Origin of the sequence: Amycolatopsis sp. cg5, assembly GCF_041346955.1 — a bacterium.
Lineage (GTDB): Bacteria > Actinomycetota > Actinomycetes > Mycobacteriales > Pseudonocardiaceae > Amycolatopsis.
This window is the reverse complement of sequence record NZ_CP166849.1, coordinates 6,079,793-6,092,219: the sequence shown is the minus strand read 5'-3', so window position 1 is coordinate 6,092,219 and position 12,427 is coordinate 6,079,793. Positions and strand designations below refer to the sequence as shown.

Genomic DNA, 12,427 nt, shown 5'->3' with positions numbered 1-12,427 from the left:
GACTTACTTGCCCGCGAGCCGCTCGACCAGCGGGGCGAAAGCCTCCATGAACCAGCCGTTCACCGTCACATAGGAGACGCCGAAGTCGTCGCGGCGGCGTTCCAGCTCGGCGGCCATCTCGTCGACGCTGCCGCGCAGCATGGTCAGCGAGTCGTGCTTGATCAGCGTCTCGATGTCGGCGCCGATGAACCCCCGGATCCACGGCGGGATCTCCTCGCCGACCACGAAGATGTTCATCGCGTACTCGAGTTCGCGGTCACCGGCCGCCGTCCGGATGTCGCCGATGATCGACTTCGCCTCGTCACGGGTCTGGAGCGTGTCGAACGAGAGCATCGCGATGTCCGCCCGTTCGGCCGCCAGCGCACGGGCTTTCGGGCCGCGCGCGGCGATCATCACCGGGGTGTGCGCCTCGCCGTCGAGCTGCCGGACGTGGTCGATCGTGGTGCCGATCTGCGCCAGCCGTTCGGCCGCGTTCCCATACGGCAGGCCGAGTTCTTCCGCCTGCTCGCGCATCGACGGCAGTCCGGTGCCGATGCCCAGCTCGAACCGGCCGCCGGTGAGCAGCGACAGACTGTGCGCTTCCCACGCCGTCGCGCGTGGCGTGCGTAGCGGGCCCGCGTAGACGAAAGTGCCGACGCGCAAGGTGGTCGTGACGCCCGCGGCGATGGCGAGCGAGACCGACGGCGAAGGCAGGTGCAGGTTGTCGGGCGTCAGCAAGGTCGAGTAGCCGAGCTCTTCCGCGCGGCGCGCGGTGGCCAGCCAGTGGTCCGCGCCGCTTTGCGCGGCCGCGACGACTCCGAACCGGAATGTCATTCTTCCATCACCCCAAGGAATTCGACTCCTTCCAGTATGGCGAAAACGCGCGGCTCATGGGGCGGTGAGCGCCAAACCCGCCCGTAAAACGCCTGCCGCGTGCTGCAAGGCGACGCGCGCGTCGGGGTCGACACCCGCGCGGCTCGCGAAGCCGTGCAGCAGCCCTTCGTGCCGCCTGAGCACGACCGGGACACCGGCGTCCTGGAGGCGGCGCGCGTACGCCTCGCCTTCGTCGCGCAGCGGGTCGAAACCGGAAGTCGCCACGTAAGTCGGCGGCAGGCCTTCGAGCTGCTCGTCGTAGAGCACCGACGCGCGCGGGTCGCGGCACAGCGCCAAGTCGACCAGATAACTGTCGCGGTACCAGTCGCGTTCCTCGGTGTCGAGCCGGAAACCGAGGCCGAACAGCTCATGCGACGCGTGCGTGCCGAACGCGTCCGTCGCCGGGTTCAGCAGCAGGCTGAACGCCGGGCACGGGATGTCACCGCGCGCGCCCGCGTGCGCGACGACCGCCGCGAGGTTGCCGCCGCTGGAGTCGCCACCGACCGCGATCCGCCCCGGGTCCGCGCCGAAGTCCTCGTGGTTCGCGTGCACATGCTCGAAGGCGGCGAGCGCGTCCTCGACCGCGGCGGGGAAACGGTTCTCCGGCGCGAGCCGGTAATCGACCGAAATGACGCGAACGCCCGCTTCGGCCGCCAGATAGCGGCACGCGCCGTCGTGCGTGTCGATGCTGCCCAGCACGAAACCGCCGCCGTGGAAGAACACCAGCGCCGGGCCTGGCGCGGCGACCCCGTGCGGTTCGTAGAGCCGCAACGGGATCGCCCCGCCCGAGCCCTTGCACGACGAATCGGTGGTGCGCACCCGCACCCGGATGCCTGCGCCCGCCAGCACACCCGCGGCGTTGAGCTCGCCGCGCGCCCGCTCGACGCTGCCGTTGGTGTGCGGATAGTCGAACGGCGCCAGCTTCGAAACGCGGATCATGACCTGCGCCGTGGTCGCCAGCCGCTGCCCGTCCACCTCGACGGGACGGCCTGCGACCACGCGCAGCAGCGGCTCCGGCAGGTTCAGCAGGAACCGCAGCGCGGCCATGATCGCGCGCAGGAAGAGGCTTCTCGGCATACGGCCGAACTTACTCTCAGCGCACGTCCACGAAGATGGGATTGGCGTAGCACCACATGTCCTCGTACGGGTTCGCCTGGCCGACCACGTCGGCGATCGGCTCGATGCCGCCCGCCACGTGCCGCTTCCCGTCGGTGCCGCGCACCCGCACGTAGAACGGCTCGCGCACGTTGCGGAAGGTGTGGCGGAAGGTGACGTGCCTGCCCGGCGCCCAGCGCGGCTCGAACGACTCGACCACCTTGGTGCCCGGCGCGGACACGGTGTCGGGGTCGCACTTGCCGGTGACCGGCCCCGAGATCAGGTCGAGCCTGGCCAGCTTCGGGATGGACCCGCCGCCGTTGGGCAGCGCCGCCAGCCGCGCCGAGACGACGACCGTGACCGAGTCGCCGCGCCGCACCCGCAGCCTGCCGCCGAGCGTCGCCGTGTCACCCCAGCCGCCCCGCGCCCCGACCTCGAGCGCGTCGACGAGCCCGCCGTGGTTCACCCAGACGCGCCCGGCTCGCAGCCCTTCGAGCACGCCCTCGTAGCTGCGGTGCTTTGCGCCGACGTAGGTCCGGCTGAACTCGGCGGGGTAGAAGTCCGCGTAGGGCGGGAAGAACTGCTTGACCCCGGTCTCGATCGGGTCCGGGTACTTGCCGGTGCCGTCGTAGAAGCCGTCCGGCACCTGCGGCCGGACGAGCGTGTCGCCTCGCCCGTAGTGCACGTCGGAGTTGCTGGTGATCCACCACGGCTTGCCCTCGGCGAGCATCGAGTCCCACAGCCCGCCGACCTTCGCGACCGACCAGTCGAACCCGCCGTAGGTGCGGTACGCCTCGGCCGGGAACCCGGCCCACGAGTTGCCGCCGGGGGAGTTGGCGTACCCGCCGCGGTGACCCTGCCCGTTGCCGAGCGGCACCGGGAACCCGTCGGCCTGCGCGCCGGGCGCGCCTTCCATGCCGATCACGATCCCCGGCGCCGCGTCACGCAGCGCGCGCAGCTCGTGCGGGGAGACGCGGCCGTTGCGCAGCGGGTGGTTGATCAGCACCACCGGCGCGTGGATCCGCCCGGTGCGCTCCTGCTCGACCAGCCACCGGATCGCTGCAAGCGCTTTCGCCTCGTTCGCGGGCGTGCCCGCTTCGGTGTCGGTCAGGCGCCAGTCGAAGTTCCGCTCGAACTCACGCAGCTTGGCCGCCTGGTTCGCGCCGGCCTGGAAGAACAACGTCGCGTGCTCGGCGCCCGGCACGTTCCACTCCATGCCCTGCCACAGCAGCGTGTCACGGTACTTGCGTTGCGCGGCAAGGACATCCTTGCTGGTGGATTCCACAGAGGACTTCTCGTGCGTGGCATGCCCGTGGTCGGTGATGACCATCCAGTCCGCGCCGTACCGCCGCCCGCCGCCGACGATCCGGTCCACTGTGTACATCGCGTCGTACGAATACTGGGTGTGGATGTGGTGGTCACCCACCAGCCACTGGTATCTCTCACGGCCGAACAGCAGCCCGAGATCGATATCCAGCTCGATCCCCGATGCCTCGGCCGGCTGCGCGCCGAGCACCGGTGCGCCCGCGGCGGCCGCCGCGCCGAGCAGGCCCGCCCGCTTCAGGAATCCACGGCGGTCCACGTTCTCGCTGGTCATGTCACTCCTGCTGCCGAGCCGATGAAGTCGGCTGGACGCTAAACGCAGGCGGTGAACGGACGGTGTCGCGCCGGAGAACGAACCATGCGCCTGTAAGCAGGCTCACCAGACTCGTGAGCGTTGCGGGCGGTTCTAACCGCCCGCAACGCTCACGACCCTCGCTACCCAGCGGTTGTAGGCCCGCGAAAGCCGGGCGGGGGAAGCCCGCGCTTGGCGGAGTTTAGCGGGCTTTATCCCGGCCCAGCTGGTGAAGCGAGGGGCGCCCTCGGTGCGTGGTAAGCACTCAGGGGCACCCTCACTCTGTCCAGCGTGAGCGAGTGGTCGTGAGTGGTATTGCCGGTTCTAACCGGCGATACCACTCACGACCCCTGAGCCGTTACGCCACGGGAACCGAGGCGACGCCCGGTGCGAGGAACGGCTTCCCGTTGACCTTCTCGGAAACGCCGGCGCGGTCCAGGTACGGCGTGATGCCGCCGAGCCAGAACGGCCAGCCCGCGCCGAGGATCAGGCACAGGTCGATGTCCTGCGCCTCGGCGACCACGCCCTCGTCGAGCATGATCCGGATCTCCTCGGCGATCGCCGCCAGCGCCCGCGCGCGCACCTCGTCCTCAGTGGACGGTGCGTCGCCGCGCTGCCACAGCGCGTCGACCTCGGGGTCGACCGTGGCGTTGCCCGCCGCGTCCCACTGCCAGACGCCGGACTTGCCCGCCTTGACGAAGCGAGCCAGGTTTTCGCTGACCTTGAAGCGGTCCGGGAACGCCTCGTGCAGCGTCTCGCCGACGTGCAGCGCGATGGCCGGGCCCACCAGCTGCATGAGGACCAGCGGGGTCATCGGCAGGCCGAGCGGCTCCAGTGCCTTGTCGGCGACCTCGAACGGGGTGCCCTCGTCGACGGCGATCAGCACCTCGCCGAGGAAGCGCAGCAGCAGCCGGTTCACGACGAAAGCGCTTGCGTCCTTCACCAGCACGCTGGACTTCTTGAGCGACTTGCCCACCGCGAACGCGGTCGCGAGCGTCGCGTCGTCGGTCTTCTCGGCGCGGACGATCTCCAGCAGCGGCATCACGGCGACCGGGTTGAAGAAGTGGAAGCCCACCACCCGCTCCGGGTGCTTCAGCCCGGATGCCATCGCGGTGATCGACAGCGACGAGGTGTTCGTCGCCAGGATCGCGTCCGGCCTGATGTACTGCTCGAGGTCGGCGAAGACCTTCTGCTTGACGCCGAGCTCCTCGAAGACGGCCTCGATCACGAAGTCGGCGTCGGCGAACGCGGCCTTGTCGAGCGAGCCGGTGACCAGTGCCTTCAGGCGGTTCGCGCCGTCGGGGGAGACGCGCTTCTTGGCCAGCAGCTTGTCGATCTCACCGTGCACATAGGACACACCCTTGTCCACCCGCGCCTGGTCGACGTCGGTCAGCACGACCGGCACCTTGAGGCGGCGCACGAACAGCAGCGCCATCTGGCTCGCCATCAGCCCGGCGCCGACGACGCCGATCTTGGTCACCTTGCGGGCCAGCGACTTGTCCGGCGCGCCGGCGGGCCGCTTGGCGCGCTTGTTGACCAGGTTGAACGAGTACAGCCCCGCGCGCAGGACGTCGCTCATCAGCAGCTCGGTGAGCCCGTCGGTCTCGGCGGCGTAGCCACGGTCGAGGTCGTTCTCCCGCGCCAGCTCCAGCAGCTCGACGGCCTTGGTCGCGCCGGGGGACGCGCCGTGCGTGCGTCCGTCCACAATGGCCTTCGCGCGGGCGACCGCGGCGTCCCACTCGGCGCCGCGGTCGATCTCACGGCGGGCGGGCGTGATCTCGCCACGGACCACTTTGGACAGCCAGAGCAGCGACTGCTCCAGGTAGTCGGCCGAACCGAACACCGCGTCGACGATGCCCAGCTCGGCGGCCTGCTTGACGCTGAGCATCTTGTTCTGCGCCAGCGCGTTCTCGATGATCACGGTCACCGCGGCGTCCGGCCCGATCAGGTTCGGCAGCAGCTGCGTGCCGCCCCAGCCGGGGAACAGGCCGAGGAAGACCTCGGGGAACGCGATCGCCGCCGCGTTCTCCGACAGCGTCCGGTAGTGGCACGACAGCGCGAGCTCCAGCCCGCCGCCCATCACCGCGCCGTTGACGAACCCGAACGTCGGGACCCGAGTCTCGGTCAGCCTTCGGAACACGTCGTGCCCGGTCTGCGCGATCTGGCGAGCCAGCTCCGGGTCGGACACGGACTCCACACCGGACAGATCGGCGCCGACGGCGAAGATGAACGGCTTGCCGGTGACCGCGATCGCGGCGGGCTCGGCGGCGAACGCCACGTCCAGCGCGGAGTTCAGGCTCACCAGGCCCTGCGGCCCGAAGGTCGACGGCCTGGTGTGGTCGAGCCCGTTGTCCAAAGTGATCAGTGCGACCGGCTTGTCCAGCCCCGGCACCTTCACAAGCCGGGTGACGGCCTTCGTGACGACCTCGTCAGGGAAGGCCTTCTGCGCTTCTTCAGCGGTGAAAGTCATTTACTTCTTCCCCTCGAAAGCCGGGTTCTCCCAGATCACGGTGCCACCCATGCCGATGCCGATGCACATGGTGGTCAGGCCGTAGCGCACGTCGGGGCGCTCGGCGAACTGACGCGAAAGCTGGGTCATCAACCGGACGCCGGAGGAGGCGAGCGGGTGACCGCAAGCGATTGCGCCACCCCACTGGTTCACGCGCGGGTCGTCGTCGGCGATGCCGTAGTGGTCGAGGAAGGCGAGCACCTGCACGGCGAACGCCTCGTTGATCTCGAACAGCCCGATGTCCTCAATGGACAGTCCGGTCCGCTTGAGCAGCTTCTCGGTGGCGGGCACCGGCCCGATGCCCATGACCTCGGGCTCGACACCGGCGAACGAGTAGCCGACCAGTTTCATGCCGATCGGCAGGCCCAGCTCGCGCGCGGTCGCCTCGTCGGCGAGCAGCGCGGCGGTGGCGCCGTCGTTGAGCCCGGCCGCGTTGCCCGCGGTGATCCGCCCGTGCGGCCGGAACGGGGTTTTGAGGCCGGCGAGCTGCTCCAGCGTGGTGCCGGGGCGCGGCGGCTCGTCCTCGGTCGCGAGGCCCCAGCCGAGTTCGGCCGACCGGGTGGCGACGGGCACCAGCTCCGGCCCGATCTTGCCGGTCTTGACGGCTTCGGCGTACTTCTCCTGGCTGCGCGCGGCGTAGGCGTCGGTGCGCTGCTTGGTGAGGTGCGGGAACCGGTCGTGCAGGTTCTCCGCGGTCTGGCCCATGACCAGCGCGGTCGGGTCGACCAGCTTGTCGGCGATGATGCGCGGGTTCGGGTCGACGCCCTCGCCCATCGGGTGACGGCCCATGTGCTCGACGCCGCCCGCGATCACGATGTCGTACGCGCCGAAGCCGATGCCCGCGGCGGTCGTGGTGACGGCGGTCATCGCGCCCGCGCACATCCGGTCGAGCGCGAAACCGGGCACCGACTTGGGCAGCCCGGCGAGGATCGCGGCGGTCCGGCCGATCGTCAGGCCCTGGTCGCCGATCTGCGTGGTGGCGGCGATGGCCACCTCGTCCACCCGCTCCGGCGGCAGCTCGGGGTGCCTGCGCAGCAGTTCGCGGATGGTGTTGACGACCAGGTCGTCGGCACGGGTGCCGGCGTAGATGCCCTTGTCGCCCGCCTTGCCGAACGGGGTCCGTACCCCTTCGACGAAGGCCACGGTGCGCACCGCGCGCGCGTCCGGCGCGAGCGGCGTTCCTGGTGCGGCCACGAATGCTCCTTGCGATTGGGAATTCTGCCCGAACCATAGCCCTTGTTACCGGCGGGTAACCAGGCTTGTGCCCCGGTCGAGTGGGCGAAAGCACACTCAGGGGCCGCACCGAGCGTGCCACGCGCCGCGTGGCCTGTCCCTACTCGCGCACCCCTACCGCCCCCAGACTGAAAAAGGTCGTGAGTGTCGCCGACGGTTCCAACCGTCGGCAACACTCACGACCACGGGCGTCGGGTGTCAGGCGTCCCGGCGTTTGGCCAGCACCGCCAGCGGCGTTCCCTGAGCGACCTCGTCACCTGGGGAAACGAGGAACTCCTGCACCTCGTACTCGGCCGGCGACGGGATCACGGTCTCGGTCTTCATCGCTTCGAGGGTGACCAGCGCGTCGCCGGTGTCGACGATGTCGCCCGGCCGGGCGTCGACGCGCCACACCGTCGCGGCGAACGGCGACTCGACGACGTGACCGCCCGGCGGGGCCTGCACGTTCACCGGTGCGGCGACCGCGACCGGCTCCGGTTTCGGGTCGAACTCGCCCGCCGCCGCCCAAGCCCGGCGCTCGGCCTCGAACGCCGCCGTCTGCTTGGTGCGGAAGGCCGCGATGTCGTCGGCGTTGTCGGCCAGGAACCGCTGATAGTCCGCGAGCGCGAACTCGCCTTCGGTGATGTCGAGCTCGAGTTCGCCCGCCGCGCTGGCGGCACGCAGGTCCAGCAGCTCGTCGGCGTCGACCGGGTACCAGGAGATGCGGTCGAAGAACCGCAGCAGCCACGGCGAGCCGGGTTCGAACGAGCCGCGCTGCTGCCAGCCGCTCCACACCTGCACGGTCCGGCCGACGAACTGGTAGCCGCCTGGCCCTTCCATGCCGTAGATGCACAGGTACGAGCCGCCGATGCCGACCGAGTTCTCCGCCGTCCACGTCCGCGCCGGGTTGTACTTGGTGGTGACCAGCCGGTGACGCGGATCGAGCGGGGTGGCCACCGGAGCGCCGAGGTAGACGTCGCCGAGGCCCAGCACCATGTACTGCGCGTCGAACACCGTGCGGTAGACGTCGTCCACACTCGGCAGTCCGTTGACCCGCCTGATGAACTCGATGTTCCACGGGCACCACGGCGCGTCGTCGCGGACGCCGGTCATGTACCGCTCGATCGCTTCGCGCGTCGCCGGGTCGTCCCAGGACAGCGGCAGCCGGACGGTCCGGCTGGGTACCACGAGGTCCTTTGTGGCCGGTAGGTCGGTCTCGATCTCCTTGGCCAGCCCGAGGATCTTCGAGACGGGCAGCGTCTCCGGGTCGACATGGACCTGAAGCGACCGGATGCCGGGTGTGATGTCGATGATGCCCGGCACCTGCTCGGCCCGCAGCCGTTCGGCGAGCGCGTGCACCCGCATCCGCAACGCGAAGTCGAGCTGCATCGGGCCGTACTCGACCAGCAGGTTGTCGTCGCCGTTGCGCCGGTACGTGACGTCGTCGACCCGGCCGAGGATGCCGCCGTCCTCGATCGGCCCGCGGCTCGCCGGGACCGTCCCGTTCGGACGCACGCGCAGGTCGGCCGCGTGCGAGTCGCTGACCGGCACGAACCGCACGGTGTTGCCGGGCCTGAGCTGCCCGAGCTTCCAGCGCTGCGCGGTCGCGACCGTCGCCGGGCAGACGAAACCGCCGAGGCTGGGGCCGTCCGGGCCGAGCAGGATCGGCAGGTCGCCGGTGTAGTCGACGGCGCCGACGGAATACGGCGTGTCGTGGATGTTCGACGGATGCAGCCCGGCTTCGCCGCCGTCCTCGCGTGCCCAGACCGGCCGTGGCCCGACCAGCCGGACGCCGGTGCGCGCCGAGTTGAAGTGCACCCGCCAGCCGGTGTCGTAGAAGGTCTCGATGTCCTCCGGCGTGAAGAACTCAGGCGCCGCGTGCGGGCCTTCGACCGCGCCGATCTCCCAGTGCTCGGTGAAGACCGGGCGGTCGGACTCCGGCACCGCGTGCGTCGGGTCGCCGCCGGGCTCGCCGGGGCGCAGCACGTCTCCGGCCTTGAGTGTCCGGCCACTGTGGCCGCCGAACTTGCCGAGCGTGAAAGTCGCTTTGCTGCCAAGGAAATCCGGGACGTCGAGACCACCGCGTACGAGCACGTAGGTGCGCAAACCCGAGGTGCTGGGTCCGATGTCCAGTGTGGAACCGGCCGGTACCTCGACCGGGGTCCACTGTGGAACGGGGGTGCCGTCGAGCGTGATTTCCGCCGGAGCACCGGTGACGCACACCGTGGCGGATTCGCCGAACCGCAGTTCCGGACCGTCCACAGTGCATTCGAGACCGGCCGCGCCTTCGGGGTTGCCGAGCGCGCGGTTGCCCAGCCGGAACGACAGGTCGTCCATCGGCCCGCTCGGTGGCACGCCGACATGCCAGTAGCCGGTCCGGCCTGGCCATTCCTGCACGGTCGTCGACGTGCCCGCGCGCAGCACGTCGATGCGCGGCGCCGGATCGGCGATGCTGTCGAGGGTGGCCGTGTCGTGGCCCGCGTTCAGGAAACGCTCGTCGGCGAGCGCGGCCGCGACGTGGCCGAGGTTGGTCCGCACGCCGTCGACCCGGGTCGCCTCGATCGCGGCGAGCAGCTTGGCGACGGCTTCGCCGCGACTCTCGCCGTGGCAGATCACCTTGCCCAGCAACGGGTCGTAGTTCGTGGTGACCGTCGTGCCGTCTTCCACCCAGGTGTCGACCCTGACGTCCGGCGGGAACGTGACGCCGGTCAGCAGCCCCGCGCTGGGGCGGTGCCCGAGCGCGGGATCCTCGGCGTACACGCGCGCCTCGACGGCGTGCCCGCGCGGAACCGGGGGAGTGGCGAACATGCCCTGCTCGCCTTGCGCGAGCTTGAGCATCCAAGCGACGAGGTCGATCCCGTACACGGCCTCGGTGACGGGATGCTCGACCTGAAGCCGGGTGTTGACCTCCAGGAAGGCGGCCTCCTGGCGTACCGGGTCGTACACGAACTCGACGGTGCCGGCCGACCGGTAGCGCACGGCGGAGCACAACCGCACGGCCGATTCGGACAGTCGCTTGTGGACTTCTTCGGGCAGGTCCGGCGCCGGGCACTCCTCGACGACCTTCTGGTTCCGGCGCTGCAGCGTGCAGTCACGCGTGCCGAGCGCGAGCACCTCGCCCCGGCCGTCGCCGAACACCTGGACCTCGACGTGCCGTGCCTGGGTCACCAGCCGTTCGAGGAACACGCCCGAGTTCGAGAAGCTCTTGGCGGCGATGCTCTGCACGGACTCCCACGCCGCCCGCAGCTCGGCTTCGGTGTGGCAGGCACGCATGCCGATGCCGCCACCGCCACCCGTCGCCTTGAGCATCACCGGGTAGCCGATCTCGGCCGCCTTGCCGAGCGCCTCGTCCACATCGGACAGCAAGCCGGTGCCCGCCAGCAGTGGAACGCCGGCCTCGATGGCCTTCTCGCGCGCCGTGTGCTTGCTGCCGAACACTTCCAGCTGCTCGGGCGCCGGGCCGACGAACGCGATTCCGGCCGCTTCGGCCGCTCTGGCGAACGCCGCGTCCTCCGAGAGGAACCCGTAACCGGGGTGGATGGCGGTCGCCCCGGTCTTGAGCGCGGCCTCGATGATCAGGTCGCCACGGAGATAGCTGTCCCGCGCGATCGCGGGCCCGAGCCGGACGGCCTCGTCCGCGAGCCGGACGTGCGCCGACGACCGGTCCGCGTCGGAATACACCGCCACACAGGCAATGCCGAGTTCACGGGCTGAGCTGATGATGCGGACGGCGATCTCGCCGCGGTTGGCGATCAGCAGCTTCATCCGGTGACCACCATGCGGACCGAGGTCGGGTCGAACCCGTTGCACGGGTTGTTGATCTGCGGGCAGTTCGACACCAGCACGAGCACATCGGTCTCCGCGCGCAGCTGGACTTCCAGCCCCGGCGAGGAGATCCCGTCGACGATGCCGAGCGTGCCGTCCTTCTCGACCGGCACGTTCATGTACCAGTTGACATTGCTGACCAGGTCACGCTTGCCGAGTCCCCATTTCGCGCCCTCGCTGAGGAAGTTCTCGACGCAGGCGTGCTGATGGCGGGTGTGCTGGCCGTAGCGCAAGGTGTTGGACTCCTTGCTGCACGCGCCGCCGATGGTGTCGTGGCGGCCGCAGGTGTCCTTGACGACCGTCATCAGCGGCTTGCTCCCGGCGGTGCGCAGCACGCTTCCGGTGGTCAGGAAGATGTTGCGCTGCGCGGCGATCGTGGCGGCCGCGCTGTAGCGCTGCGCGGTGTCCTCGGCGTCGTAGACCAGGAAGTCGACGGCCTGGTTGCCGTGCAGGTCGATGATCGCCAGCGTCTGTCCCTTGCGGACGATCGTGGAGAACGGCGCCATGGCGGGCACTTCGGTGTCCAGGATGACGCTCACGCCAGCCCCCTCGCGGTCAGATAGTCGGCGGTGTTCTCGAAGGCGCGCTTGGCTTCCGGTGTCGCGTTCCATTCCGGACTGTCCGGTGTGGACGGTTCCGACTTCCAGGCGAGCACCTGAAGATTCGAGACCTGGTCACGGGAATCGAGCGGGTGGGCCGAGTTCGCGATGAGCACGACCACCGGAAGCTCGATGCGCAGCGTCACCGAGCAGCCTGCCTCGGCCGACCCTTCGAACTCCAGCCCGCCGTCGTCTTCGACGCGGACGCCCTGGAACAGCGAAAGGCTCGGCGGCAGATCGCGAGGCGTCAGACCGTGTTTCGCCGCCGCGACGGTGAAGGAGGCCAGTGCCTTCGGCGACGGCCCGCACAGCGAGTCGTGACGCTCGGAGTCGTCCGAGACGATGGTGGCCAGAACCCTGGCCTGGTCGGACAGCAGCGCCACCGACTTGCCGAGGTAGGCGTTCCACTGCACCTTGACGGTGTCGGCGACGTTCAGCCGTTCCCATGGCTGATCGGCGTGGAACAGCAGCAGGTGGGCGCACGCGTCGCCGTCGAGGTCGGTCAGCCGGAGCTCGGTGCCGCGCGCGAGCACCTTGTGCGTGTAGCCGTCGCCCGCCACCGTTTCGGCCCAGACGAGGTCCGCGCTGTTGACTCCTGGCGGCGGTTCCGGCCAGTTCGAAGCCGGGATCGTCGGCATCGTTTCGACGATCGTGCCATCCTGGGCTCGGGCGTGATCCCGGGCTCCGTAGGTGGTCGCGGTGCTCATGACTGTCCTAATC

8 protein-coding genes are annotated in these 12,427 nt (G+C 69.9%); all 8 read right to left on the bottom strand.

The window, feature by feature from the left end:
* Positions 1-3: 3 nt before the first annotated feature.
* The 8 genes from AB5J62_RS27070 to AB5J62_RS27035 all read right to left on the bottom strand — a co-directional run bounded on the left by AB5J62_RS27070 (position 4) and on the right by AB5J62_RS27035 (position 12,414).
* A complete protein-coding gene (locus AB5J62_RS27070; protein WP_370942737.1) occupies positions 4-813 on the bottom strand; it encodes an LLM class flavin-dependent oxidoreductase in 810 nt (269 codons plus the stop codon).
* A 54-nt stretch (positions 814-867) separates the two neighbouring features.
* Entirely contained in the window at positions 868-1,929 is a 1,062-nt protein-coding gene (locus AB5J62_RS27065; RefSeq protein WP_370942736.1) for an alpha/beta hydrolase, read from the bottom strand.
* A gap of 16 nt (positions 1,930-1,945) precedes the next feature.
* Positions 1,946-3,544 carry a twin-arginine translocation signal domain-containing protein gene (locus AB5J62_RS27060; RefSeq protein ID WP_370942735.1) on the bottom strand — a complete coding sequence of 533 codons (1,599 nt, stop codon included), beginning with the start codon at positions 3,542-3,544 and terminating at the stop codon, positions 1,946-1,948.
* A gap of 376 nt (positions 3,545-3,920) precedes the next feature.
* Complete coding sequence (locus AB5J62_RS27055) at positions 3,921-6,032, bottom strand: 3-hydroxyacyl-CoA dehydrogenase NAD-binding domain-containing protein (RefSeq protein WP_370942734.1); 2,112 nt, start codon at positions 6,030-6,032, stop codon at positions 3,921-3,923.
* A complete protein-coding gene (locus AB5J62_RS27050; RefSeq protein ID WP_370950353.1) occupies positions 6,033-7,223 on the bottom strand; it encodes an acetyl-CoA C-acyltransferase in 1,191 nt (396 codons plus the stop codon).
* A gap of 279 nt (positions 7,224-7,502) precedes the next feature.
* Complete coding sequence (uca, locus tag AB5J62_RS27045; protein WP_370942733.1) at positions 7,503-11,048, bottom strand: urea carboxylase; 3,546 nt, start codon at positions 11,046-11,048, stop codon at positions 7,503-7,505.
* Complete coding sequence (locus AB5J62_RS27040) at positions 11,045-11,647, bottom strand: urea amidolyase associated protein UAAP2 (protein WP_370942732.1); 603 nt, start codon at positions 11,645-11,647, stop codon at positions 11,045-11,047. Before AB5J62_RS27040 ends, uca begins: the two co-directional genes overlap by 4 nt.
* Positions 11,644-12,414 (bottom strand): DUF1989 domain-containing protein, encoded by a 771-nt coding sequence (locus AB5J62_RS27035; protein WP_370942731.1) that lies wholly within the window; start codon positions 12,412-12,414, stop codon positions 11,644-11,646. Before AB5J62_RS27035 ends, AB5J62_RS27040 begins: the two co-directional genes overlap by 4 nt.
* Between the last annotated feature and the right edge of the window lie 13 nt (positions 12,415-12,427).